General features: G+C 57.6%; 18 protein-coding genes. 9 read left to right on the top strand and 9 right to left on the bottom strand.

Annotated features, from left to right (window positions below; all coding sequences use genetic code 11):
• Positions 1 to 17: 17 nt before the first annotated feature.
• From nucS to HMPREF1631_RS01645, 3 genes are read left to right on the top strand one after another with little or no spacing between them, the layout of a single operon-like run.
• Positions 18 to 713 carry an endonuclease NucS gene (gene nucS, locus HMPREF1631_RS01655; protein WP_034231636.1) on the top strand — a complete coding sequence of 232 codons (696 nt, stop codon included), beginning with the start codon at positions 18 to 20 and terminating at the stop codon, positions 711 to 713.
• Between the two features lie 29 nt (positions 714 to 742).
• A complete protein-coding gene (locus HMPREF1631_RS01650) occupies positions 743 to 1000 on the top strand; it encodes an ATP/GTP-binding protein (protein WP_369794719.1) in 258 nt (85 codons plus the stop codon).
• A 20-nt stretch (positions 1001 to 1020) separates the two neighbouring features.
• A complete protein-coding gene (locus tag HMPREF1631_RS01645) occupies positions 1021 to 1821 on the top strand; it encodes an alpha/beta fold hydrolase (protein ID WP_034231631.1) in 801 nt (266 codons plus the stop codon).
• 66 nt (positions 1822 to 1887) lie between these two features.
• Here the strand turns inward: HMPREF1631_RS01645 and HMPREF1631_RS01640 are convergent, their stop codons facing one another.
• Positions 1888 to 3210, bottom strand: a complete 1323-nt coding sequence (locus HMPREF1631_RS01640; protein WP_052046939.1) for a hypothetical protein — start codon at positions 3208 to 3210, stop codon at positions 1888 to 1890.
• 238 nt (positions 3211 to 3448) lie between these two features.
• Here HMPREF1631_RS01640 and HMPREF1631_RS01635 point away from each other — a divergent pair, with 238 nt between their 5' ends.
• Genes HMPREF1631_RS01635 through HMPREF1631_RS01625 form a run of 3 tightly spaced genes read left to right on the top strand, consistent with a single transcriptional unit; the run spans position 3449 to position 6612 of the window.
• Complete coding sequence (locus tag HMPREF1631_RS01635) at positions 3449 to 4621, top strand: hypothetical protein (RefSeq protein ID WP_156956187.1); 1173 nt, start codon at positions 3449 to 3451, stop codon at positions 4619 to 4621.
• Positions 4614 to 5639, top strand: coding sequence for a hypothetical protein (locus tag HMPREF1631_RS01630; RefSeq protein ID WP_034231626.1), 1026 nt, complete (start codon positions 4614 to 4616; stop codon positions 5637 to 5639). The genes HMPREF1631_RS01635 and HMPREF1631_RS01630 overlap by 8 nt, the downstream gene beginning before the upstream one ends.
• 4 nt (positions 5640 to 5643) lie before the next feature.
• Positions 5644 to 6612 (top strand): tetratricopeptide repeat protein, encoded by a 969-nt coding sequence (locus HMPREF1631_RS01625; RefSeq protein ID WP_052046938.1) that lies wholly within the window; start codon positions 5644 to 5646, stop codon positions 6610 to 6612.
• Between the two features lie 2 nt (positions 6613 to 6614).
• Here the strand turns inward: HMPREF1631_RS01625 and glgB are convergent, their stop codons facing one another.
• The 5 genes from glgB to glgX form a co-directional block, all read right to left on the bottom strand.
• The gene (glgB, locus tag HMPREF1631_RS01620; RefSeq protein WP_034231623.1) at positions 6615 to 8792 is read right to left on the bottom strand and encodes a 1,4-alpha-glucan branching protein GlgB; all 2178 of its coding nucleotides are present in this window, start codon (positions 8790 to 8792) and stop codon (positions 6615 to 6617) included.
• Positions 8793 to 8876: 84 nt separating this feature from the next.
• Entirely contained in the window at positions 8877 to 10919 is a 2043-nt protein-coding gene (locus HMPREF1631_RS01615; protein WP_034231621.1) for an alpha-1,4-glucan--maltose-1-phosphate maltosyltransferase, read from the bottom strand.
• A gap of 150 nt (positions 10920 to 11069) precedes the next feature.
• Entirely contained in the window at positions 11070 to 13442 is a 2373-nt protein-coding gene (locus tag HMPREF1631_RS01610; RefSeq protein WP_034231619.1) for a glycogen/starch/alpha-glucan phosphorylase, read from the bottom strand.
• 134 nt (positions 13443 to 13576) lie between these two features.
• Positions 13577 to 14689: a tryptophan--tRNA ligase gene (gene trpS / locus HMPREF1631_RS01605; RefSeq protein WP_052046951.1), complete on the bottom strand. Its 1113-nt coding sequence runs from the start codon at positions 14687 to 14689 to the stop codon at positions 13577 to 13579.
• A 67-nt stretch (positions 14690 to 14756) separates the two neighbouring features.
• Positions 14757 to 16967: a glycogen debranching protein GlgX gene (glgX, locus tag HMPREF1631_RS01600; protein WP_052046937.1), complete on the bottom strand. Its 2211-nt coding sequence runs from the start codon at positions 16965 to 16967 to the stop codon at positions 14757 to 14759.
• 150 nt (positions 16968 to 17117) lie between these two features.
• On the opposite strand from glgX, the gene HMPREF1631_RS01595 reads away from it, so the two are divergent.
• Positions 17118 to 19130: an ATP-dependent helicase gene (locus HMPREF1631_RS01595; RefSeq protein ID WP_034231617.1), complete on the top strand. Its 2013-nt coding sequence runs from the start codon at positions 17118 to 17120 to the stop codon at positions 19128 to 19130.
• Here HMPREF1631_RS01595 and HMPREF1631_RS01590 read toward each other — a convergent pair.
• Positions 19030 to 20028, bottom strand: a complete 999-nt coding sequence (locus tag HMPREF1631_RS01590; protein WP_034231615.1) for a hypothetical protein — start codon at positions 20026 to 20028, stop codon at positions 19030 to 19032. The genes HMPREF1631_RS01595 and HMPREF1631_RS01590 overlap by 101 nt on opposite strands.
• A gap of 117 nt (positions 20029 to 20145) precedes the next feature.
• Positions 20146 to 21513 carry a zinc-dependent metalloprotease gene (locus HMPREF1631_RS01585; protein ID WP_034231613.1) on the bottom strand — a complete coding sequence of 456 codons (1368 nt, stop codon included), beginning with the start codon at positions 21511 to 21513 and terminating at the stop codon, positions 20146 to 20148.
• 155 nt (positions 21514 to 21668) lie between these two features.
• Here HMPREF1631_RS01585 and HMPREF1631_RS01580 point away from each other — a divergent pair, with 155 nt between their 5' ends.
• Entirely contained in the window at positions 21669 to 22802 is a 1134-nt protein-coding gene (locus HMPREF1631_RS01580; protein ID WP_052046936.1) for a PDZ domain-containing protein, read from the top strand.
• Between the two features lie 66 nt (positions 22803 to 22868).
• Here the strand turns inward: HMPREF1631_RS01580 and HMPREF1631_RS01575 are convergent, their stop codons facing one another.
• Entirely contained in the window at positions 22869 to 23405 is a 537-nt protein-coding gene (locus HMPREF1631_RS01575) for a PPA1309 family protein (protein ID WP_034231611.1), read from the bottom strand.
• A 132-nt stretch (positions 23406 to 23537) separates the two neighbouring features.
• Here HMPREF1631_RS01575 and HMPREF1631_RS01570 point away from each other — a divergent pair, with 132 nt between their 5' ends.
• Entirely contained in the window at positions 23538 to 26561 is a 3024-nt protein-coding gene (locus tag HMPREF1631_RS01570; RefSeq protein WP_052046935.1) for a UPF0182 family protein, read from the top strand.
• Positions 26562 to 26622 lie beyond the last annotated feature (61 nt).

Below are 26622 nucleotides of genomic sequence, written 5' to 3'. Positions count from 1 at the left end.
GCAGAAAAGAGGGACGGGTGCGGGTTTTAATCGCGCGCTGCGCTGTGGATTATTCCGGGCGTCTGGACGCGCATCTGGAACCTGCCACGCGTCTGATAATGGTCAAGGCGGACGGGTCTGTGCTGATCCATGCCGACGGGGGATCATATAAGCCGCTGAATTGGATGAGTGCTCCCTGCACGTGCGAGGTGCGTCCCGCAGAAGGCGAAGAATCCGCAGCCGGAATCCGCGAAATATGGGATGTGCGCTCCGACCGCAGTGACGATAGGCTGGTAATTTCGCTTTACGGCGTGACCGAGGATTTTTCGCATCCTTTCGGTCCCGAGCCGGGGCTGGTGAAGGACGGCGTGGAAGCGCATTTGCAGGAGCTGCTGGCGGGGCAGATACATCTGCTGGGTGCGGGCGTTACGCTTTTGCGCCGGGAGTATCCCACGCCAATCGGGCCTGTGGACATTATGGCTTTGGATACCGACGGCACACACCTTGCCGTGGAGATTAAACGCCGCGGGGAGATAGACGGCGTTGAGCAGCTTACGCGGTATTTGGAGTATCTGAACCGGGACAGATCGCTGCAGGCGGTGCGCGGAATTTTCGCTGCCCGGGAGATTAAACCGCAGGCACGGGTGCTTGCCGAGGACCGCGGAATAGAATGTCTGATTCTTGATTATGATGCGATGCGCGGTTTCGACAATCCGGAAGACCGGCTGTTTTGATGCGCCGCGCGAAAAAATACCTGCGTCCCGTGAAACCCCTTGATTCATACCGTCTGATGGGCTGCACGCGTTACGAAACGGGCAGCGACGGTCTGCGCTATAAGGTGCATCATATTCGCGCGGCGGCAAAAGAATACCGCTGTCCCGGATGCAACGGAATTATTGCCGTGGGGACCGCGCACGAAGTGGCCTGGACGGAAGAGGGATGGTTCGGTGCGGCCGCGGGCCGGGACGAACGGCGCCACTGGCACACCGGGTGCTGGCGGGCACGTGGACATCGGCGTTAACCGGGTGTAATTTGGTGAGTATGAGTGAAAAGAAAACACTGAAGTTTTACCGTTCGGGTGTGAAATCCGATTTGCCGCTGGTTTTGCTGCACGCTCTTCCGCTGGATGCGTCCATGTGGAACGGAGTGCTGCGTGAAATGCCGGACATGGATGTAATTACCGTAGATGCGCCGGGATTTGGCGGATCTGCCCCGGCAGCCGAGTTTTGTGCGACGCCGGATCTGGGCGCGTATGTAGATGCGCTGAAGGCGACGCTGGATTCCCTGGGAGTGACGCAGATTCTGCTGGGCGGCCTTTCGATGGGCGGAGCCGTGGCGGCTGATTTTGTGCTGAAATATCCGCAGACGGTAAAGGCGCTGGCACTGATGGATACAAATATCGGCGCGGATTCCGATGCTTCGCGCGCCGGGCGGATCGCAATTGCCGAAAAAGCGGAGGCGGGTAAGGGCTACGAAGCCGTGCAGGGATGGACGCGGAAAATGGTTTCGCCCAATGTTACGCAATCCGTGCGCGAATCTCTTGACTGCCGTCTGCGCCGTCTGCCCAATGAGAGTCTGGCATGGATGCAAAGGGGGATGGCTGCCCGCACGGATGCCACACAGGCTGTGCAGCTGATCGACGGTCCCGTGTATTTTGTGCGCGGTGAAGACGACGTAACCTGCTCTCTTGAAACACTGCTGAAATGGTCGCTGAAGGCAAAGCATCCGCGGGTGGAGGAAATTCCGAACGCGGGGCACTTCAGTGCCGACGAGCAGCCCGCCGTACTTGCCGGGATACTGACCGATTTCGTAAAAGCGGCAAAGGGAGACGGTAAGGACTGAGTTTGCCGCCGGCCACGCTTAAATGCGTGTTTGGGAAACCGGAAAAAGACGGGCGGGACCGGAAGGTTATTCCTGCCCGTCTTTTGTTCCCTGCATTTCCTGTGTTCCTTCGGCGTGTGCCTGACCGTTTTCCACTATCGTCTGCAGCGCGATCGACTCTCCCGTATTGTCGAGCAGACGGCGTACGTCTTCCAGATAGCCGGTTAAAGCGTTCTTCTGTTCGCTGAGAGCCGCTATGTGATCGTCGGCGGACTGTTTTGCGGCGTTGGCGTCATCTTCGGCACTGCGCCGGATTGCCTGTGCCTCGGCCTGTGCCTCCGATATCAGCCGGGCAGCCTGCTCGCGTGCTTCCTGCACGGTCTGCGCCGCCTCTTTGGCTGAGTCGGTGTTGAGTTCGGTTGCCCGCCGGGTTGCCTGCGATACCCGCGCTTCGGCATCGTGAGTCTGCGTTTTGGCCTGTTGGATCAGCTCTTCCGCTTTTGCCCGGATTTCATCGGCGTACCGGGAGAGTTCTTTTTCGGTGTCTTCCTTTAACTGCGCCATCTGCGCTTCGGTTTGGGCTTTCAGCTCCGCGCTCTGCCGCTGCGTTTGTGCTTTCACTTCCGCAGCCTGCTTATCCGCCTGTGCCTTCAGTTCCGCCGCTTCCTGCCCCGCCTGCGTTTTCAGTGCCGTAATCTCGGTTTCGGCCTGCGTTTTCAGCGCCGATATTTCGGTTTCGGCTTTGGCTTTCAGTTCCGCGGTTTCCGTTTCCGTGCGCATGCGCAGTTCGGTGGTTTCCGTTTCCGCCCGTGCGCGGAGTTCCTGCGCGTATTTTTCGGCTTCGGCGCGCAGCAGAGCCGTTTCCCGCTCCGCGGCACTGCGCATGCTTTCTATACTCTGTTCGCTTTCGCTGCGGTTCATCTCAGCCTGCCGGTGTGCCGAAGAAAGCATTTCCGCGCTCTGCAGTTTTGCGTTTTCCACTTCCGCGTTTGCCTCACGCTCCGCCGTTTCGCGCAGTTCGGTAACTTCCAGGCGTGCCTTGGAGAGCATCTCCCGGCTTTCGTGTTCCGCAGAAGAGACAAGACCCTCCGCTTTTTCCCGGGCGGAGGAAACAATTTTTTCCGCTTCGTAACGCGATTTCGTCATTACCTCCAGAGCCTGTTCCTCTGTGGCGCGCAGCAGACGTTCGACGCGCGTCCCCAGACCGGAATAGGACGGGCGTTCTTCTTCGTTCAGCTCGGACTGTGCCTGTGCAAGCCGGCCCGAAAGGGAAAGGATCCGGGCATCCAATGCGGAAATTCTGGAACGCGCCTGTGAAAGCGTTTTTTCCAGATCCGCGATTTTTCCCTCTACCTGTGCCCTGTCGTATCCCCGCATTACAACCGGGAAAATAGGCTGATTTTCGCTCATCGTGACCTCCGTGCCAAACTTATGTTTTCAGTGTGCGGCTACTTATAAACAATATCCGAATATGGGGGCAAAATAGTATTTCTATGAATATGGTTACAGGCACCGGGTGCGCCTGTGGGCGGAATCGTTATAATTGTCTGCGAAAAGGATCATTCCCGGATGGTACACCGAAACACATTAACGGGTAAGATGGGGATGGAAAGACCGCCGGCAGAATGACCCGATCGGGAGTGGCACAGTGGATATGAAAGCGTTGTTGGCAAATCGGACAAAGAAGAAAACGTTGGGCGCGATTCTTAGTGTGCTGGGGATTGTGCTTGCTTTGTGCACCCTGCTTTACGGGAATCTGAGGAACAATGTCACCGTTAACGAAGCCCATTCTCCCGCCGGCACAGGCGCGCCGTTTTTTTACACCGCCCCCGGCCTGTTGGATCTGCCGGAGACGGAAACGGAAGTGGAGATATATGCCCCAAAAACAAAAATTTTTTGGGCGGTGGCAAGGTCTTCCGATGTCAGGGCTTTTTTGGGTAAAAGCGCGGCGGCGCAGATCCGCGGTATCGGCGGGGACGGACTGAAGATTGTTCTGCACAAAGGCGATCCCCGGGCAACGGCGCGGGATGCGGATGCGCTGAAGGACGGCACTTTGAAGTTTGCTAACTCCGATCTGTGGGAGAAATCGGGGTGCAGGAGCGGCCGGATAAAGCTTCGGCTCAAGCCCTCGGACGGATCTTCGCGATCTTTGGCGGTAGCCACGGCTGCGGGCACTGCGCCGAAAATAACGCTGAGACAGATCAGGACGGCCCGTGATTTTCCGACGGTAAAACTGACGCTGTGCGCGCTGGCCGCGGCTCTGATCGGGGCCTATCTTCTGTATCGGGATACCGAGGAGCGCAACCGTGCCGATTTTTACCGTGCGCGTGAAGAAAACAGAAAAATGCAGCGGGAAAATATTTCCGCGGCGCAGACCTCCGTGATTCCGATATTCCGGGCAGAGGGGGACCCGTCCGGGGGAAAACGGGAGCTTTCCGAGGGAAAGCAGGACAGTCCGGCCGAAAATCAGGATGATTCCGGCGGAGAGCAGAATGATTCGGCCGAAAATCAGGAACCGCCGGAGGATGCGGAAAAAGAGGGGGAAGAAAGAGAAGGGGAAGACGGAAAAGATTTTGCCGATGCGCAGGCTGCCGATTTGGATTTCGCGTGCGCTGCTTCCCCGGTGCAGGATACCTCTTCCCCGCAGCAGGAACAGGACAGCGCTGCTGCCCCGGCAGAGAATGACGGGCAGGGCAGAAAAGAAGACGGTGCGTCCGATGACAGCGAATGGAAGTCGCTGTGGAATTTTGAACAGCCGAAACAAGGCGGGCACTTTGTGCGAAGCGAAGAGCGGAACGAAGAAGGGGCAGAAAATGAGTGAGCGGAAGATACGTAAACTTTCCGGGCTGCTTTTGTGCGCCGCGATGTCTGCGACACTGTTCGGCTGTGCGGGAAGAGCGGCGGATTCGCCGCTGCCGAAAGCTAAATTCACCGCCGAGGAAATAGTGGGCGCGGACAGATTCGCCGCCATAGCCTCGGACACGGAAAAGAAAATTGCGGCCGCCGACAGCGCCGGCGACGGGGAAAAAGCACGGGGGCGTGCCTGCGAATCTTTCTTGGCTGTGCGCGGTGCGCACTACCGGCTGAAAAAACTGCTTGGCGACGGGTATAAAATTCCTTCTGCCGGTATTTCGCCAAAGTCCGTCCCGGTTGTTTCCGGCACCGACTTTCCGCGGACGATGGCCGCTGTTGCCCGCCCGGCGGGAAATCGGAATTTCAGTACACTGAGTATGTGGAAACAGGACAGCGCGCGTGCGGACTACAAACTTTGCGGACAGACTTTTCTTTTCCCCGGGCTGCGCATTCCCCGCCTGAAAACTGCCCTCACCGACAGGAAACGGGCGGAAAACAGGGATTCGAAATACTATGCCGCCGATGCGAAAGATGTGCTCGGCGCATATGCGCAATACCTTAACGACGGAAAGCAGGGAAAAATAAAGTTTGCGCCGCATGATCGGGTGTTTACCGAAATTACGGAGCAGCGTTCCGCGCTGAAACAGGCGGTCGGAAACCTTGCGGAAGTAAATACGCTCACTTCTCCCGGCAGCAAAGACTATATGGCTGTGCCCACGGAAAACGGCGGCCTGGTGATGCTCGGGGAGCTGTCATACAGCATTGAGGTGACGCGCAAAGCCGAAGGGGCCACGCTGCGTCTGGGAGATCAGATCGGGGCATTGGCCGCGGGCGCGGCAAATCAGGTTGCGGACGTGAAAAACAAACTGAGCGCAAATTATCTGATGTTTGTCTCTTTTTATATTCCACCCGCAAAAACAGGGCAGCCGGTGCAGGTAGTGGGCGCGGCATCTCCGGTTTTAAACAGCGTAACGAACGGACAGTGAAAATATGAATCAGGATAATTTAATAAACGCAATGCGCGGAGCGGTGGATTTATCGGTTTTTAACCGGGATTCCGGGCAGCGGGAAAAAGACAGACCCAATTCGGCGCCGGCGCAGGACGCGCTGCCCGCGCCTTTAATCGATACGGTAACGGAACAGACTCTGCCGGATGCACTGGCGCTTTCCGTGAAAGTTCCGATTGTCGCGGTAATTCACGGCGCGGATTCCGATTCTTCGCGCAAACTTACGGAGCTGATGAAAAAACTGGCGGCTGAGTTTTCCGGGCGTTTCGGTGTGCGGCTGATATCTGCCGATACACAGCCGCGGGTGGCGGCAATGCTCGGTGTGCAGGCTGTTCCGGCGGCAGTCGCTTTTCTGCAGCAGCAGCCCATTGCACTGTTTCAGGGCGTGCCGGAAGAAAATGTGCTGCGGCAGACGCTGGGCAGGCTCCTGGAAGCGGCCGCGAAGTACGGAATTACGGGTGTGCTGGCAACCGATTCCGATTCGGGGGAAGAAGCCGCGCAGGGCGAAGCCGAACTTCCTCCTTTGCACAAAGAGGGATTCGCCGCTTTGGAAGCGGGTGATCTGCGGCTTGCACATGATAAATTTGCGCAGGCGGTATCGGAAAATCCGCACGATACGGAAGCCCGGCACGAACTGCTGCGTGTAGAACTGCTGCAAAGAGTGGGGAAGATCGGCGCGGAGCAGGACGTAAAACTGTTTAGGAAAATTTTGGCCGAGTCAAAAAATGTGCCGCTGAGCGAATTTGAAACACATCTGCAGGCAGCGGATATTGAAGTTGCCTGCGGGCATCCGGAGGCAGGTTTCCGGCGTCTTACAGACGTGATTCGGGAACTTTCCGGAGACGAACGGGAAACAGTGCGCAAACGTCTGCTGGATTTATTCTGCGTGGCGGGAGAAAACACCCCGCAGGTGCGCGAAGCGCGCAAAGCGTTGGCAAACGCACTGTTTTAGCGTTATTCCGCGGGAGAGAGGTAAACGACTCCGTAAGGGGGAAGCTGGACGGGAACCGAATAGGGGCGCCCGTTCCAGGTAACTTCTTTGGCTTCCACACGTCCCATATTTCCCACGCCGGAACCGCCGAATTCCACCGCGTCGGAGTTGAAAATTTCGTTCCACGCTCCCTTCCGCGGCAGACCTACACGGTAGTCGTTGTGGGCAATGCCCGAGAAGTTGCAGATTACGGCAACAACGTCCTTTCCGTCTCTGCTCTTACGCAGATAAGACAGAACGTTGTGGTCCCCGTCGGAAACATCGATCCATTCAAATCCGGAACTGCGGAAATCGTCGGACCATAAAGCAGGGTGTTCCAGGTAGACCCGGTTCAGCGCTTTAACGCAGCTCATCACACCGTCATGGTCCTTGCGGTCGGTCAGCCACCAGTCCAGGCTGCGGGCCTCGGACCATTCGTCCGTCTGCGCAAATTCCTGCCCCATAAACAGCAGCTGCTTTCCGGGATGCGACCACTGATAGGCATAGAGCAGGCGCAGACCGGCCAGTTTCTGCCAGTGATCGCCCGGCATTTTCGCATACAGGGATCCTTTCCCGTGCACTACTTCGTCGTGGGAGAGAGGAAGCAGGAAATGCTCGGAAAAAGCGTAAACGAGGGAGAATGTAAGCTCTCCGTGGTGCCACCGGCGGTTGATCGGCTTTTCGGCGAGATACCGCAGGGTATCGTTCATCCAGCCCATATTCCATTTCAGTCCGTAGCCCAGACCGCCATGCTCGGTGAGTCCCGTAACTCCGCCCCACGAAGTGGACTCCTCGGCAATCATCATAATTCCCGGATGGCTGCGGTATGCCGTGGCGTTGGATTCCTGAATAAAGGAAATCGCTTCCAGATTCTCGCGCCCGCCGTAGATATTCGGCTGCCATTTGCCCGGTTCGCGCGAATAATCCAGATACAGCATGGAAGCTACCGCATCTACGCGGATTCCGTCGATATGGAACTCCTCGAGCCAGTAGAGGGCATTTGCCACAAGGAAATTGCGCACTTCGTTCCGGCCGAAGTTGAATACGTACGTACCCCAGTCCGGATGCTCTCCGCGAAGCGGATTCGGGTCTTCGTACAGCGCGGTACCGTCAAAGCGCGCCAGTGCCCATTCGTCTTTCGGGAAATGCGCCGGAACCCAGTCCATGATAACGCCGATTCCCGCTTTATGCAGTTCGTTTATCAGATAACGCAGATCGTCCGGGGTGCCGTAACGCGCGGTCGGCGCATAGTAGGAAGTGACCTGATATCCCCATGACGGCCCGAAAGGATGCTCGGCGAGCGGAAGAAATTCCACGTGGGTGAAACCGAGATACTTTACGTGCCCGATCAGCTGCCGGGCCAAATCGCGGTACCCGAGCCCTTTTCTCCAGGAACCGAGATGAACTTCGTAGACGGAAACCGGGCCCGCGTGAGGGTCCTTCTGCGCCCGCTGTTTCATCCACGCCGAATCGTCCCAGGTGAAATCGGAATCGGTAATGATGGAGGCCGTGGACGGGGGAACTTCTGTCCGCCGGGCGAGAGGATCGGCTTTTTGGTGCCAGCTGCCGTCCTGATACAGGATTTCAAACTTGTATCTGTCGCCCGCTTCCGCTTCGGGAACAAACAGTTCCCAGATTCCCGATGTGCCCATGGTGCGCATCGCCGAGGATATCCCGTTCCAGCCGTTGAAGTCGCCTATTACGCGCACGGCCCGCGCATTCGGTGCCCATACGCAAAATGACGTGCCCGTTACCGGGCCGAAATCGGATTCGAATGTGCGCACGTGGGCGCCGAGCACTTTCCACAGCTGTTCATGCCGTCCCTCTCCGAAGAGATACTCGTCCATTTCCCCCACTGTGGGAAGGAAACGGTAGCCGTCGTCGGAAATGTGCTCGGAACCGGTATAACGGGCACGGATCCGGTAGTCGCATATCTTTCCCGTGGGCAGGGTGCACACCCAAATTCCGTTGAATTCATGCGTGGCGGGGTATTCTCCGTCTTTGGTAATGACGGAAACGGCATCGGCAAACCTTCTGATCACCCGGATTACCACGGTGTCGCCGTCCGTGTGCGCACCGAGTATATCGTGCGGCGAATGGTAGGCTCCGTTGGAAACGGCATCAAGAATTTCAATTGCGACCGGGGCTGTGTTGTGTTCCATAGTTATAGTTTGTCACGTTTTGAGGCGTAACGCACATTTTTTCCGGATTTTAGTAAATTTAAATTGCCGCAGCCTTACCTACGGTTATCTTTGCAGAGGTCGTACGCTCATGATATGCGCCACCTGTCCGTGCGGGTCGAGACGGACATACGGACGCGCGTTCCACAGGTAGGTATTGCCCGACATTTCGTCGTACACTTCCATAACCGGTGCCGGATCCGGGCGCGGGCACAGGCCGAGAGCCTGTATGTTCAGTTCGATTACGGCCTCGCGCGAAGCATAGGGGTCGAGATTGACGGCAACAATCACCCGGTCGGCCTTACCGCCGTTTTCCTCCGGACGGCATGTTTTGGAAAAACATAAAATTTTATCGTCCGACGTGGGATGAACGGTCACATTCCGCAGCCGCCGCAACGCCGTGTGCCGGGAGCGGATATCGTTGAGCATGGTAAGGAGAGTTTCCATTCCGTTGTACTTTGCCACAAGGAAATTGCGCAGCTTAAATTCGTATTTTTCGTTGTCGATCGGTTCTTCGGCTCCCGGCCGGGCGATATTTTCAATCAGTTCGTATCCGGAATATATTCCCCATGTGGGCGAACCCGTGGCGGCAAGAACCGCCCGGATGGCGTATGCGGGAATCCCTCCCCGCTGCATATAGGGAGTGAGAATGTCGTGGGTCGTGGGCCAGAAGGCCGGGCGCATCTGCGGGGAAGTCTGATGGGAAACTTCCCACAGATAGGATTCCAGTTCGTGTTTTTCGTTCCGCCACGCAAAATACGTATATGACTGGTGAAATCCGATCTTTCCCAAAGTCTGCATCATCGGGGGCCGGGTGAAGGCTTCGGCAAGGAAGATAACATCCGGGTGCGTTTTGCGAAAATCGCCCAGCAGCCGCTGCCAGAAATTCAGCGGCTTTGTATGGGGATTGTCCACACGGAAAATCGTCACGCCGTGCTTTATCCACAGTTCCAGAATTTTTTTGATTTCCCGGTAGAGTCCCTCGGGATCGCGGTCAAAATTCAGCGGATAAATATCCTGATATTTTTTCGGCGGATTCTCCGCGTAGGCAATCGTGCCGTCGGCGCGCTGCGTGAACCACTCGGGATGCGATTTCACCCACGGATGGTCCGGCGAACACTGCAACGCCAAATCCAGGGCCACTTCCATGCCTTCTTCCCGTGCGCGGGAGACAAAGAAATCAAAATCCCCGAATGTGCCCAGTGCGGGATGAATGGCGTCGTGCCCGCCGTCTTCGGAGCCGACCGCGTAGGGTGAACCGGGATCGTCCGCCCCGGCTTTCAGGCAGTTGTTGCGTCCTTTGCGGTAGGTGGTTCCGATTGGGTGAATCGGAGTCAGATAAATGACGTCAAATCCCATTGCGCGGATTCGCGGCAGATCTTCGGCCGCGGTGCGCAGCGTTCCGGAAGTCCACTGTTTCGTCTGCGGGTTATACTTTGCGCCCACTGTCCGGGGGAAAATTTCGTACCATGAGCCGACCAGTGCACGGATCCGGTCCACATTCAGCCGGAAGCGCGGGGAAACCGACACGCCCTCGGGCAGCGGATACCGGGCCAGGGCGGCAGCTACCTGCCCGGAAGTGGCTGCCGCAAACCGGGTTTCGGCGGAGGAGCGCTTTTTGCCGACCTGCGCGGCCGCCTCACGTACGATCCGGCGTTCTTCGCTTCCGCGGGGCATTGACTTCAGGGCGCGTTTGAGAATCTGTTCCGCTTCGAGAAAGATCAGAGGCAGATCGGTGCCCGTTTCCAGTTTTATCTGTGCGTTGCGTTTCCATGTGCCGTACGGATCGAAGCGGGCGCGGACGAAAAATTCCCAGGAACCGGGCGCGGTGGGGGTAAGCCATCCTTCGTAACGGTCCAGGCCGGGGGATACATCGCGCATCTCCGCGCACTGCACTTCTTTTCCCTGCGGATTGACCAGCACGCATTCTGCGGTAAGCAGATCGTGCCCCTCGCGGAACACGGTTGCCTGCACGGGAAAGGACTCTCCCACGGTTCCCTTGGCGGGCCAGGAACCGTTTTCAATGCAGGGAGAAACATCCACAATGGGAATCCGTCCGATAGGCCTAAAAGGCGCCGCATCTGCGGCGGGAAACGATTCTTTCGCCATGTTCTGTGCTCCTTTATGCGGATTTTCTGTTTTTAAGCATAGCCGACCTGCGCGGAATTTGAAACGGGTTTTGCCGGCTCGATATGCGTGCGGGCGGCAGTTCGCAGATGAACCGCCGCCCGCACGCATATTTTCCGTCAGAATCTGTTTTCAGACAGACTGTGCTTTGATCTTCCACACCTCGCGCGCATAATCTCCGATCGTGCGGTCGGAAGAGAAGCGTCCGGACTCGGTGATGTTCTTCCAGCACATCCGGGCCCACTGCGCGCGGTCGGCAAAATAATCCTCCGCCATCCTGTCGCGCGTTTCGCGGTAAGCGGCAAAATCACCCAGCACATAGTAGACGTCGGCAGGATCCCAGCCGCCGGAATCCAGAAGCGAGTTCACAAGGTCATGGAACATTCCCGTGCCGTCGTCGCTGAGCGTGCCGTCCGTCAGGGCGTCCAGCACGCGCCCGAGACCCGGAGTCTGTGCAACCGTGCGCCGCGGATCATAGGATTTGCGCAGTTCGGGCAGCTCTGTTTCCAGCGCGCCGAAAATATAGGCATTATCTTCGCCTACCGCGTCGAGAATTTCCACATTGGCACCGTCCATGGTTCCCAGGGTAAGGGCTCCGTTCATCATGAACTTCATATTGGAAGTTCCCGAGGCTTCCTTTCCTGCCATGGAAATCTGTTCGGAAACATCGGCAGCCGGAATAATGTGCTCTGCGGGGGAAACGTTATAGTTCTCCACAAACACAACCTTAATCGTTTTCGCCGCATCCGGATCGTTGTTCACCAGGCGCGCGATCTCGTTGATCAGTTTGATGATCGCTTTTGCGCGCACATACCCGGGAGCCGCTTTTGCGCCGAAAATAAATACCCGTTTGGGGAAAACGCGCTCCGGATTATCCTTGATCCGGAAATACAGATCCAGAATATACAGCGCATTCATCAGCTGGCGCTTGTATTCGTGAAGCCGCTTGATCTGCACGTCAAAAATTGCCTCCGGATCGACCGTGATCCCCTGACGGTTTTCGATCCACTTTGCAAAATCAGCCTTGTTTGCGTGTTTGATCGCGTTTAGGCGCTCCAGCACGGCAGCGTTTTTTCCGTACTTTTTCAGTTTCTTCAGTTTCTGCAGGTCCCGCACCCAGGCATCCGATCCCAGAAGTTCGGTGAAAAGGGCGGAAAGACGGGGATTGCACTGGTTGAGCCAGCGGCGGGGCGTGACGCCGTTGGTTTTGTTGTTAAAGCGTTCCGGCCAGATATCGTACCAGTCGTGCAGGGTGTCTTTTTTGATGATCTCCGTGTGCAGCGCGGCGACACCGTTGATCGAATATGAGGCGTAGCAGGCAATCCATGCCATTTTTACGCGGTTTCCCTCGATCGGGGCCATATAGTCTATCTTCCCCGGGTGGTATCCGGCCTCGGTGAGTTCGGCGCGGAAACGGCGGTCAATTTCGCGGATAATTTCCATTACGCGGGGGAAGAGACGGTCGAAAATTGTGATTTCCCATGTTTCCAGGGCTTCGGCAAGCACGGTGTGATTCGTGTAGGCAAACGTGTGCGATACAATCTGCCACGCCTTTTCCCACGTCAGGCCGTATTCGTCGAGCAGAATCCGCATCAGTTCCGGAATTGCCAGTACCGGATGGGTGTCGTTGAGCTGAATGCAGTTGAATTTATCGAACTTTTCGATTCCGCCGCGCTGCTTCACTTCGTTTTCCACGATTGCCTGCAGTGAAGCCGAGCAGAAGAAATACTGCTGACGCACGCGCAGCACCTTTCCTTCGTAGGAGGAATCGTTGGGGTAGAGCACGCGGCAGATGTCGTTTACACGCTCGCGCTCCACGATTGCGTCCGTAAACCGCTGGGAATTAAAAGCGTTGTAGTCAAATTCTTCGATAGGTTCGGACTTCCACAGGCGAAGCGTGCCCACGTTGTCTGTGCCGTATCCCGTGATCGGCATGTCGTAGGGGATGGCGCGCACGGTCATATCGTTGTAGCGCACAAGACGCTGTTCTTCCTCACGGCGGATTACAAACGGGTAGCCCTCTTCCATCCAGGCGTCCGGTTTCTCCTGCTGATACCCGTTTTCAAAGTACTGCTTAAACAGACCGTAACGGTAGAGAATGCCGTAGCCGCGCACCGGCAGATCCAAAGTGGCGCAGGAATCCAGGAAGCAGGCGGCCAGACGGCCCAGCCCGCCGTTGCCCAAAGCGGCGTCGTTTTCCGCTTCCAGCACATCGGTAAGATTCTGCCCGTATTTGGCAAGGGCTTTTCTTGCCTGTCCGACCAGCCCAAGATTATTTAGGTTGTTGAGCAGTGCCCGTCCCATCAGGAATTCGGCGGAGAAATAGTGCTGCATACGCGAAGCGTTGTATTTCTTCTCCGTTTTTTCCCAGTTGTCGGCTATTTTGGACATGACTGCATTAGAGGATGCAGCCCAAAATTCGGCGTGGGTTGCGGATTGCGGGGTACGCCCCGAAACAGTGCGGACTTGTTCACCAATGGCTGATGTCAGTTCTGCATGTGTCATAAATCATCCTAAATGTGTAGAGGGTAAAATAACCCGCGATTCTAACACTATAAAGGATAACCGATTTTTCCGAACGTGACTATCTGCCCTGAATACGTCGGTTTTTCACCGAAAACCGACACGGGGAAATCCGGCTAAAAGACGATATCCAAAGCCCGGTGAACCTCACGCAGCGTCTCTTGGGCCTGCTCCCGTGCCTTTGCGATTCCCGCTTTCAGCACGGTATCCAGATAATCCCGGTTATCCTGCAGCTGCCTGCGGCGCTCGCGGATCGGGGCAAGATGTTCGTTCAGTGCCTCGGTGAGCATGGATTTGAGCATACCGGCTCCTCCGTTGCCGATCTCTTCGGCAATTTCTTCCGGTTTCCCGCCCGTGGCGAGAGCCGTCAGCAGCAGCAGATTTGCCACTTCGGGGCGGTTTTGCGGATCGTAGGTGATAAACCGCTGCGAGTCGGTAACGGCCCGGCGGATCAGTTTTGCGGTCTCGTCCGCGTCCATCCGCAGCTCGATTGTGTTTCCGCGGGATTTGCTCATCTTGTTTCCGTCCAGACCGAGCACGGTTTCCGCTTCCGACAAAAGCGCCTGCGGGCGGCGGAAAATGGGAGCCGGCAGGCTGCCGTGCCCGTAACGGGACTCAAAGCGGTCGGCAATCACCCGCGCCTGTTCCAGATGCGGCAGCTGGTCTTTTCCGACCGGCACGATGTTTGCCTTGCAGAATAAAATATCGGCCGCCTGATGAACCGGATACGTCAGAAGCAGGGCGGACATCGGGCGTCCGTGCGTGGCGTCCAACTCCGCCTTCACCGTCGGGTTGCGGCGCAGCTCGGCATCGGTGACCAGAGAAAGGAACGGAAGCATCAGCTCATTGAGTTCGGGCAGCTGGGAATGGGCAAAAAAAGTCGTTTTCTGCGGATCAAGTCCCACGGAAAGATAATCTGTAAGCAGGGAATAGGTGCGTTCGCGGATCGGTCCTGCCGAATCGCGGTCGGTGATCACCTGATAATCGGCGATCAGAACCCACGAATCCACTCCCGCCCGCTGCAGTTCCACACGGTTGCGCAGAGAACCGAAATAGTGCCCGATATGCAGATTTCCAGTGGGGCGGTCTCCGGTGAGCATTCTGAAATCGCCCGGGTCGGCGGCAATGGCCGCCCTGATCTTTTTGCTTACTTCCCGTGCGTGGCGCAAAGAAGCATCGGAAACCGCATTGTTCGGATTGGTGTTTACGTCAAAGGAGTGTTGTATCATCGTTTTTCTTTCCTGTGAGCCTGCCTGCAAATTTCTTTCTGTGATCCTGTGTGCCAAGCAGGTAAAATTATGGTTTTTCCGGATCGTGGGTGAGGTAAATGCGCATACTCAGGGCACTGACCGATGTGCTTGCCCCCGCCCTGTAGGAGGGGAGGTTCTGCCGCGGTCTTTCCCAGTCGCTGCACCAGACCAGACGGTAGGGGCGGTCCCCGGCGGGAAGCTTTATCGGAGTATCGTGCAGATGCCCGTTGAAAACGACCAGCGCGTCCGGGCTTTCGTCCCCGCCCGCGCGCAGCATCTGCAAAGTACGTACCGAGCTGTTAAACCATTTGTATTCCGCCATCGGCTGCCCGTCGGCGTCAAACCATCCCAGATCGGCCGGGCCGCCGTCGCGGGATTCCCCGCGGTAAAAACAATTCGGGCGGAACACGCTGTTTTCCCGCCGCAGTTTTAGCAGATATGCGGCCGTCTCGCACATACTGCGGCTGTGTCCGTCTTCATTTTCCCAGTTCAGCCAGGAAATTGGGGAGTTTTGGCAGTATGCGTTGTTGTTGCCGTGCTGTGTTTTCAGTATTTCGTCCCCGCCGCGCAGAAGGGGAGTGCCCGCCGAAATAAGCAGTGTGGCCAGCAGATTGCGCACCGATTTTCGCCGTTTTGCCTGAATTTCCTCCGACGCTTCGCCCTCGGTGCCGTGATTCCAGGAGTTGTTGAAATCGGAGCCGTCCCGGTTGTCCTCCAGGTTCGCACTGTTGTGTTTCCCGTTGTAGGCAGTCAGGTCGCAGAGGGAAAAACCGTCGTGGACGGTCACGAAATTAACCGAGGAATGGATTCCCCTGCCCTCCGGGATCCGCCCGTGGCCGAACAGATCCGCCGATCCGGCCAGACGCGTGGCAAAATCGCGCAGATCCGATCCGCTCCCCCCGGCAGCGATCTGCGCCGGCTCGGAAAGCCAGAATGCGCGCATTGCGTCGCGGAAACGGTCGTTCCAGTCTGCCATCGGAACCGGGAAATTTCCCGTCTGCCATCCGTTCGGCCCCACATCCCAGGGCTCGGCGATCAGTTTTACGCGGCTCAGAACCGGGTCGGTGGCAAAGGCCCCGAACAGGGCATGATGCGGATTGAAGCGGTCCCCTTCGCGGCCCAAAGTGGCGGCAAGATCAAATCTGAATCCGTCAACGCCCACGTTTTCCACCCAGTATCTGAGGGAGTCGAGAGTCATCCGCAGCACCGGCAGCCGGCGGAAATCGAAAGAATTCCCGCATCCGGTGGTGTTTTTCAGCTGTCCGGGCCGGGCCGGGTCGTACAGATAGTATTCGGAGCTGTCCAAACCGCGCCAGCACAGGGAGGGACCGAAGATACCGCCTTCGCAGCTGTGATTGTAGACCACGTCCATAATCACTTCGATTCCCGCTTCGTGCAGCCCGGCCACCATCTCCTTCACTTCTTTCAGCACGGCCTGCGGGCCTGCCCTGCGGCTTGCCTCGGTGGCATAGGAAGGCTCGGGCGCGAAATAGGAAAGAGTATTGTATCCCCAGTAGTTTTCCAATCCTTTTTGGACGAGAAAAGGCTCGCTCCATTTTGCCTGAATCGGCAGCAGTTCCAGGGCTGTTATTCCCAGATCCCGCAAATGGCGGATCGTTTCGGGATGTGCCAAACCGGCGTAGGTTCCCCGCAGCTGCGGGGGGATCGCGGTGAATTCGCGGGTCTGCCCGACCACGTGGGTTTCATAGAACACGGTTTTGTTCCACGGTGTATACAGCGGAGCGCTTCCGGGAGTGTCCGGCTGCGCAACCATCCCCAGTGCGGCAAACGGAGCCGAATCGGTGTGATCCTGTTTCATCTGCGCAAGAGGAATGCAAGCCGGGCGATCCGCGTCCCCGTCGCCGCGCTGCGCACTGTAAATCGCATCGCAGTGGACCGGTGCGCGGCCGATCAGACGTGCGTAGGGATCCAGCAGAACTTTCGCCGGGTTGTGGAACATCGCCAGTTTCGGATCCCAGACACCGTATACCCGATATCCGTAAAGCTGTCCGGCGCAAATACCGTCCACAAATCCGCGCCAGTAGCCGTGCAGCGAGCGGTGCAGCCGAAACCGCCGCTCATGCAGCGTTTTTCCGTCTTCTTCGAACAGGCAGACTTCCACCGATTGGGCGTGCCCGGCGAAAACAGAGAAATCACAGCCGCCGTCTGTCAGATGTGCTCCGGGGCGCATCGGGTTGCCGCGGGGCTGCCCGGCAGGAGCGCAGTCGGATATCCCAAAATCTTTCACACCGTTCATTGTCGCAGGTTTCGCCCGTTCTTTCAGCTTCGTTGCGTATTTGAGGTGAAATAGATAGAGTATTGCCGGCTTCGGCCGGAATTTGGGGTAAATTTGGTGTATCCCTTTGGGGTAGACTTTGGGTGGATCTGTGCGGAAAGGAGACGGACAATGGACGTGAACCCGGCATTTCTGCTTTCCGCACTGGACCCACATCAGCGCGAGGCGGCGACCTGCCTTTCGGGCCCGGTGCAGATCCGCGCCGGTGCGGGAACCGGCAAAACACGCGCAATTACACACCGTATTGCCTATGCGGTACACAGCGGGGCGGTGCCGGGAGAGCATATTTTGGCGCTTACGTTTACCGAACGCGCCGCGGGGGAACTGAAATCGAGACTGCGTGCCCTGGGTGTGGGAAATGTGCAGGCGCGCACTTTTCATTCGGCCGCATTGGCGCAGCTGAGATATTTTTGGCCCGAAGCCGTGGGCGGGTGTGTGCCGCAGATCAGGGAGAATAAGGTGACTTTGGCGGCGCAGGCGGCACACAGACTGAATATGCCCACGAATATCGACGCGGTACGGGATTTCTGTGCGGAAATAGAATGGGCGAAATCGGCAATGGTCGCCCCCGAAGACTATCCCCGGGCGGCCCTTGCCGCACGGCGGGAAGAACCGGCGGCCGGTTCGCACAGGGAAATTGCGCGGCTGATGAAAGCCTACGAAGAGGTAAAATGCGAACGCGGTGTGATTGATTTTGAAGACGTGCTGCTTGTGCTGGCGGGAATCATCGCGGACCGCAAAGATATCGCCGCGCGCATCCGCAGCCAATACCGGTATTTCATCGTGGACGAATATCAGGACGTCTCCGCGCTGCAGGAGTGTCTGCTGCGGCTGTGGCTGGGCCGCAGAAACGATATCTGCGTGGTGGGGGACGCGGCACAGACTATTTTTTCCTTCGCCGGGGCGGAGGCGAAATTCCTGCTGTCTTTCCCGCAGCGCTATCCTTCGGCCGCCCAAATCGTGCTTGACCGGGACTACCGTTCCACGCCGCAGATAGTGGCATTGGCAAATGCGCTGATCGGTGCCGGCGACGGCGGGAGCGTGCGGCTGCGCCCCGTGAAACCGCTCGGGAATCCCGTGGGCTTTGCCGTCTACCGGGACGACGCGCAGGAAGCCGAAAAAATAGCGGCGCATATCGGAAGAAAAATCGTAGAGGGAAGGAAGCCCGCGGACTTTGCGATTCTGTATCGGACGAATATGCAGGCAGATCTGTTTGAACGGGCACTGGCCGAAAAGGGAATTCCATGCCGGATAAACGGAAACGAAAAGTTTTTCTCCCGCCGGCAGGTGCGCGAGGTAATGGCTGCGCTGCGCGGGCAGGCCGGCAGCTGCGCAGATCTGCCGCTGACGGACGTAGTGGAGGAAACTCTGAGGCTGTGCGGCTGGCGGCCCACGCCTCCCGCGGAAAGCGGGGAAAGCTTTGCCGTGTGGCAGGCGCTGCGCGGAATTTTGGACCTCGCGCGGCAGTGGGCGCAGGAGGAAGGAAACACGCTGCGCGGATTTGCCGAAGACCTGGCGGAACGGGCCCAGACGGACAACCCGCCGCAGCCGGATGCCGTCACGCTGTGTTCCCTGCACAGCGCGAAAGGTCTGGAATGGCCGGTTGTGTTTCTGACCGGTATGAGCGAGGGCCTGATGCCTGTTTCGCGGGCAAAAACCGAGGCGCTGCTGGCAGAGGAGAAACGGCTGCTGTATGTGGGAATCACGCGTGCCCGGGAGGAACTGTATCTGTCTTATGCGCAGGGCAACGGGCAGCGTCCGCCGCGCAAAGTAAGCAGATTTCTGCGTGATCTGTGGCGGCATGAGGCCTCTGCCGCCACCCGCAAAAGGCGTGCGCAAAAGGCAGCGCAGGCCGATTTTCCCGTGCGTCACCCCAACGACACGAAACTGTTTGCGGCTCTGTGCGCGTGGCGCGGGGAAGTCTGTGCAGAATCCGGGAAAACGGAATCAGCGGTTATGCATGATTCCGTGCTGCGCAGCATTGCCGTGCTCAGACCGCGCACGCTCGAAGAACTCGGCCGGATCAGAGGTGTCGGGATGACGAAGATTGCGCGTTACGGAACCGATCTGCTGCGGATTGTAAATTCGGATCGCGGCATCCGCACTCCGGATGCGGCGCAATAGTGCAATACTGCGGAAAATCCCCGTCCGGGGAAATTTTCCGGCTGCCGGTGAGAGTGTTTTCGCCCCTGTCGAGAAAATCGAGAACCGCCCGCGCGCCGAGAGCGGCAGCGAGCGTAAGGGTGGCATATTCCTGCGGATAGGGAGGGTGCAGAAGCGTCTGCGGATAAATTTCATCCCACTGCGGGCACTCGTCGCGGCGGTAGAGAAACAGACATTGCGCGCACGCGGTTTCGTGTGCCTGGCTGAGAGGGCCGACGTATACGTCTATTTCTTCGCTCCAGCACAGCAGCACGGGAATATCCAGGCTCATCAGTTCCGCGGCGACGATCGGGTTTGGAATCTGCACGCCGCTGAGAACCGCGATATGGGCATCTTCGGTTTCGCATACCCGTATTTTTGCGTTTATCTGCCGAAACCGGTTCAGAAAATACCGCCGCCGTTTTTCTTTTTCTTTCTCCGAAGGTGCGGTGTAAAGAAGGGAATCGGCGTGTGCCGGGAGCGAAAAACGGGTGATCCCGGCCCTCATGAGAATTTCCGCAATATGCACCGACAGCGGATCCAGCTGCGCCAGATGTACCGCACACCGGGCGCGGTGTGCGGGAAGTTCGCCGCGGATTCTCAGCCATGCCGATTCTTCCGCGCACGATGCGCCGCAGTCGGTGAGTACCCGCGCATCTTCCAGCAGGGCGAGAATTTCCCCGGCCCGGGCCGCGTTTATGTGCAGTGCGCGTGCCAGCTGCAAAAATTCCGTTTTTGTGTGCTCGGCGGTTAAAGCGGAAACGAGGCGCACTTCCCTCTGCGAAAGACCGCAGAGTGAAACTCCGCGCCGGGTATCGATGCCGATCTGCGCCCGAAAGGACGGGCGCCGGTAAAACCCCAGGCCGGGAACAATCCGCATATGTTTTCCTTTCCCGTGCACGGCGGGCAGAACAGATACCGCCGTAATCCGTAAAACAGGAACAGGATAATAAATGCGGGGAATTGGGGATGGCGGATATGCACAGCTGTGGAAGAATCAGTCTTCGCTGCCGTCTTTGCGTTTATCCTCGGAGTTGAGCAGATCCTCGAGAAACGAATCCAGCTCCGCTTCCAGTTTGCCGGCGGGGGCGTTTTCGAAAGCCTTTTCCGGGGTTTCCAGGTCGCTTTCGCCCGGCAGCAGATCAGGATGCTGCCACATTGCGTCCCGTCCCTCCGGGCCCAGTTTCGTTTCCGCCAGCTGCCAGTAGCGGGCCGCGTTGCGCAGCTGGCGCGGTTCGAGACGCATTCCCAGCTGGGATTCCCAGACGTGTTTCGCCGGATTGTCCGTTGCATAACGGCGTACAAACATTTCCCGCAGCGGTACGGCGTGCGGCAGGTGGGCGGCAACGGCCCGGGCCGAGATCTCGGTTACCCACCCTTCGACCAGCGAAATCAGATGCTCCAGTCGGCTGAGAGCGTCCTGCTGGGCGTCGGTCAGTTCGAGCGTGAAAATATCGGAGAGGTCAATTTCCCTAATCTGCCGCGGATCTTCAATTTGCAGTCCGCGCAGCTGCTCTTCGATTGCCCCGGTGTCGATTTCAATTCCCTTTGCGTATTCGGAAACGGTGTCCAAAATACGCGGGCGGAGCCAGGGCACGTTGCCGTAGAGACGGGCGGCGGCAGCTTCGCGCACCGCGGCGTACGTCAGTACTTCGCCTTCTTCCGCCTCCAAATCCTGTCCGAAACCGGAGATGTTTGCGGGAACCAGGGCGACGGCGGATTCTTCCATCAGCGGCAGACCGGTGTCGGCGGTGCCGAAAGAGGAATCCGCCAATTCGGCCAGTGCGCTGCCGTACTGCATTCCCAGCATTGACCCCGAGACTGCGTGCAGAAGCTGCGTCGGGTCCGGAATAAGGGAACGTATCTCTTCCGGCATCCTGCCGGCCTGTTCGGCAAAAGCGTCGGACATCGCGCGCGTGATGTTCTCCCCGACGGGATTGAGCAGACGCCTGAATGTGGGCAGCGAACGGCTGACCCAGTCCTGCCTCGTCCAGGCCTGTGCCGCCGAGCCGGCAGGCATAAATTCGGTCACGGCGTCAAGCCACAGCGAAGCCGTGCGCAGTGCGCTCCGGGCTGCGTCTGCCTGCGCGGCGGAAAGCATCTCCGTTTTCTGCCGGCTCACTTTTTCCTGTGCTACCTGTGCGGCAATTTCCCAGTTCACCGGGTCGTTCCCGGAGGACTGAAGCATCTGCTGCATCTGCCGGCCAACCATCATAAAGTTTTTTCCGTGCAAAATTCCTTCGAAAATTTCGCCCGTCTGCCCCCCGCCCATCTGCCGGAGAATTTCTTCGGCAGCTTCGTCTCCCAACACGGAGCGCAGCATTTCTTCCCAATTTTCCGGCTGGTGTGCCTCGTCTTCGGCCATTGTTTCCTCCTTGCCCGTATCTCTAGCGTAATGTCTGTTGCGGCAAAGCTACAATCGGCTGCTTCCGCAGATGGCGAACGGCCGGCAAAAATACTTTTCCCGCGGCGGGGAACTATGTACCGTGGAACTGCGGAAAAGAACAGGAAAACCGTGAAATGCAATATCCGAACAGCGAAAGAAGAATTAAAATGCCGCGTTTTACCCGTAAAACGGCGGCGGGTCTGTGTTTTGGCGCAATGGTGGGGCTGTCCCTCCTGCTGCCGACGAATTATCTGACGGAAGACGCCGGACCCGCCCTTGATGTGAACGGGAAGATAAACGGTGTTCCCGTGGTAAGCGTAAAAGGCGTGAAAACCTATCCCACTTCCACAAAACTTTATATGACTACCGTTTCCGCATGGGGCAGTGCGGACGGCGGAGTGCCCGGAATATCTGCTTTGGCGGCCCTGTTTTCCAAAGACAGACAGCTCATTCCCGTGCGGGCAATGTATCCGAAGGAGCTTTCCGCCTCCCAGGTGAACACACAGAATTTGGAGCTGATGCGCTACTCGCAGGACGCGGCTGCGGTTGTGGCCGCGGAAACAGCCGGTCTGCCCGTCTCAATGGACGTGACGGTGGCCGGAACGTCTGCCCGTTTTCCTTCGGGAAAATACCTGCGCAAAGGGGATATTATCCGTGCTGTGGGCACGGACGCGAAGAATATGAGGCAGGTGCGTTCGCATTACGCTCTGACCGCTTTTTTGCGCACGGTCGCCCCGCGTACAGAAATTTTTCTGCGTGTGCGGCGGGGAAAGGACACACTTACGTTTTCTTTTCCGACTCTTCCCTATTCCGCCGGCGGTTTGGCCCCGCATCCCGGTTCGCTGCTGGGCGTGGAAGTGCGGATGGAAAACGTAAAGCTGCCGGTGCGGGTGAAATACGCGGTTGAAGGAATTGGCGGTCCGAGCGCGGGGAATATGTTTACCCTGGGGATCTACGACAGACTGACCGCGGGAAGCCTGGGCGGAAACCGGCGCATAGCAGGAACGGGGACTGTGTCCTGGAACGGAGACATCGGTCCGATAGGCGGAATTGAGCATAAAATGCGCGGTGCCGCACGTGCGGGCGCGCGGCATTTTCTGGCTCCGGCGGAAAACTGCCCGGAAACGATCGGATACGAGCCGGAAGGAATGGGCGTGTGGGCCGTGCGCAGCGTGGACGAATCCATAGCGGCGGTGAAGGCAATCGCCGCGGGCGACACATCGGGCCTGCGCACGTGCAGGCAGACTGTGCGCGGCGGGCACGGGTAATTTTCCGAAAACGCACGTTTGCCGAAAAACCGTCCCCGTTTCGCCGCACGCGCGCCCCGCCGGGAATCAGGGGGCAAAAGTGGCACGCAGTGCCTGCGTCAGTCCGGAAACGATATTTTCTCCCGAAAGCACCATGTCGTCGCTGTCGTGTGCCTTCATTCTGACGGCATTCCACGAAGTGCCGTCGCGAAGAACGGCGCAGACAATCCGCACTTCCTGTTTCAGGGGGTGGTTCGCGGCTTTTTTCAGTGCCGCCGGTGCGTCTTCGGGCAGTTCGTTCTCGGCTGCGGGCGGCAGCACGATTCTTTCCATGCTTACGGCGGCTCCGTCTATGTCGGCGGGCCACATAATCTGTGCCAGCAGTTCGCCGATGCTCTCGAATGCGGGCAGCGCGTCCTGCTCCACCGAAAAAAGACTTTCCGAATCCAGCCGGGCTTTTTCCGCCGTGGCCGGGGGAAGCTCACTGCGCAGGGCGGGGTTTTCCCGCAGTGCCTTTTGGGTGTTTACAAGCGCAAACAGACGCACGGGACCGTCCCAGCCGTCTTTTGCCACATATTTTTCGATTTCAAGGGCCGCTTCGCGCAGCGCGTGCGATGAACTCATGGTTTTATTCTGGCATATTTTCTTCCGGCCGAAAAAAGGAAAGGGGAGTGCGGAAACAAAGATGTTTCGGCAGGAGAATGTTTGCTAACATCTATCTTAAGAGATACCGGTTTTAAAAATAGGATGTAAAAGTTGTCGACGACGTCTGAATCAAAAAAGAAAAAAGGCACGAAGAACGTCTTTATCCACACGCTGATTATATTGGCGCTGCTGCTGGGCGGGGTTGTTGCGCTTTCCGCTTTCTGGACCGAGCTGCAGTGGTTCGGCCAGCTGAAGGCGGGCAGCGTGTTTTGGACGCAGTATCTTGCCCAAATAGGATTCGCGCTGATCGGAATGCTGGCCTGCGCGGCGGCCGTGGCCGTTTCGCTGCGGATCGGACTGGGCCGAAATACGGGAGGGGAAACGCAGTATCCGGCAGAACCGGGGGAGAAAAACAGACGTCTGCGGCTTGAAATTCTGCGTAAAAAATGGCTGTCGCTGTTCGTTGTGCCGCTTGTGGCGGGCATATTTTTCGGCGTCCGTTTCGGCTCCTACTGGCAGGAAATTCTGCTGTGGCTGCACCGGACCGATTTCGGGCGGAAAGATCCGGAGTTCGGGAAAGACATCTCGTTTTATGTGTTCTCCCTGCCGGTAATACAGACCGTTATTTCCGCTGTATTTGTTCTCCTTACGCTCGCGCTTGTTGCCGGTTTGGCCGGCTACGGGGTTTCCGGAAGGCTGGGCTTTGAGGGAAACAGGCTGAAGATGGACCGCTCGGCGCAGCTTTTTGTCGGTATTGTCTGCGGGCTTGCGGCTTTGACGGTAGCGGCCGATTTCTGGATCGCCCGCTACAATCTTCTGCTGGGCAACAACGCGCGTTTTTCCGGGGCAAGTTTTACCGATATCAATGCCTCCAAGCCGGGGCTGACCATTTTCGCCGTTTCGGTGTTTCTCATCGCCGGCCTGTTTGTTTTTGCCGGTCTGAAGCGGAATTGGAAACCGGCGTTTGTGGGGATCGCCGCCACGGTAGCCTCGGGTCTGGTACTCACCGGTCTGTATCCGTTCTTGGTGCAGAATTTCAAGGTTGACCCGAATGCCGCGGAATTGGAATCCGAATATATTCAGCGCAATATCAATGCCACGCTTGCCGCTTACGGGCTCGACAAGGTGGAAAGCAGACAGTACAAGGCGCGTACCGATGCCAAGAGCGGTCAGCTGAGACAGGATTCGGCTACGGCGGCGCAGATCAGGCTTTTGGATCCCAGCGTTGTTTCCCCTTCTTTTAACCAGCTGCAGCAAAACAGGCAGTACTATAAATTTTCCGACCGGCTTGCGGTGGACCGCTACAAAATCGGCGACGAAATGCGCGATACGGTTATCGCAATGCGCGAACTGAATCTGGCGGGACTGGACAATTCGCGTCGTTCCTGGGTGAACGACCACACCGTATATACGCACGGTTTCGGTGTTGCCGCGGCTTTCGGAAACACCGTTACCACGAAAGGCGATCCCTCTTTCTGGGAGGCGGGCATTCCTTCCACCGGAGAGATGGGCAAATACGAATCGCGGATTTATTTCGGACAGAATTCCCCGGAGTATTCCATTGTGGGTGCACCCCGGGGAACGGAGAAATGGGAGCTGGACTATCCGGACGACACCTCGCCAAACGGCCAGGTCAATACCACCTATAAGGGTAACGGCGGACCGAAAATTTCAAATATCTTCGCCAAACTGATGTTTGCGATCAAATTCCGTTCCAGCGAACTGTTTTTCTCCGACCGCGTCACGGACAAATCCCAGATTCTTTACGACCGCGATCCGCATGTGCGCATTGCGAAGGTTGCACCCTATCTGACATTGGATTCAAAGGCCGTGCCGGCGGTTGTGGACATGGACGGCGATCCGTCCACGCCAAAAGAGCTGGTGTGGATTGTGGACGGATACACGACGTCAAACAACTATCCCTATTCGGCGCGGGAAACGCTGGAAACGGCGACGCGCGATTCCCTGAACCGCAACGGGTCCGTTGTGAACGCGCCCGATCAGGTAAATTACATCCGCAATTCCGTAAAAGCGGTTGTGAATGCCTACGACGGCTCGGTAAAGCTCTTTCAGTGGGACAAAAAAGATCCGATTATCAATGCGTGGAAGAAAATTTTCCCCGGTCAGATTATCGGATTGGACAGAATGTCCGGGGATCTGATTGCGCATATGCGTTACCCGGAGGATCTGTTTAAGGTGCAGCGTACGCTGATGGCCCGCTATCACGTGAAAGACGCAAAGTCTTTCTACTCGGGCGGGGATTTCTGGCAGGTTCCGCGCGAACCGACGATGAAAGCCTCCGCGGGCACGCCCGCGCAGCCTCCGTATTATCTGACGCTGCAGATGCCCGGGCAGAAGCAGGCATCGTTTTCCATCTCCACTTCGTATATTCCGGGCGGAAACACAAACAGAAACGTGATGACGGGTTTCCTTGCCGCCGACTCCAACGCGGGAAACGAACCGGGGAAGATTGCGGAAAGCTACGGAAAGCTGCGCCTGATCGAAACTCCGCGTGATTTGACAGTGCCCGGTCCCGGGCAGGCGGAAAATACGATGCTGACCAACCCCGATGTATCCACTGCGCTCAATCTGCTTCGCCAGGGCGGAACGCAGGTACGGGAAGGAAATCTGCTGTCTCTGCCGGTCGGCGGCGGTCTGCTTTACGTGCAGCCGATCTACGTGCAGGCGGCATCCGGAACGCAGTATCCGACGCTGCAGTACGTGCTGGCGCTCTTTGGCGATCAGGTGGGATTCGCGCCCACTTTGGATGAGGCGCTGGATGAGGTATTCGGCGGAAATTCGGGGGCGAAAGCCGGGGATGCCAAGATTGCGGGAAATAAGAAAGCTCAGGTTCCCGGGAACGCAAAGAACGGAAAGAAGAATTCTTCGCCGGCCGGTGCGGATAAGTCTGCAGATAAAGGCAAGGCGGAGAAAGACGCCGCGCCAAATCCGCAAAAGGCGTCGCTTGACGCTGCCCTGCACGAAGCCGGGCAGGCTCTGCTGGAGAGTGAGAATGCGCGCAGAAGCGGTGACTGGGCAGCTTACGGAAAGGCGCAGGAGAAGCTGGCGAAAGCAATTAAGGATGCGACAGCAGCGCGGCAGAGCACGGCGGGCGAAGATTCTGCGAAGAAGTGAGACGGAGGGTGCCTTTGCCCGCACGTGAGCAAGGGCACCCCGGTTCGCATTGAATTTGGGA

Source organism: Arcanobacterium sp. S3PF19 (assembly GCF_000758825.1).
In the GTDB taxonomy this organism is placed as follows: Bacteria; Actinomycetota; Actinomycetes; order Actinomycetales; family Actinomycetaceae; genus Arcanobacterium_A.
Note: the sequence above shows the minus strand (reverse complement) of the source record. Positions and strands in the feature narration are given on the sequence as shown.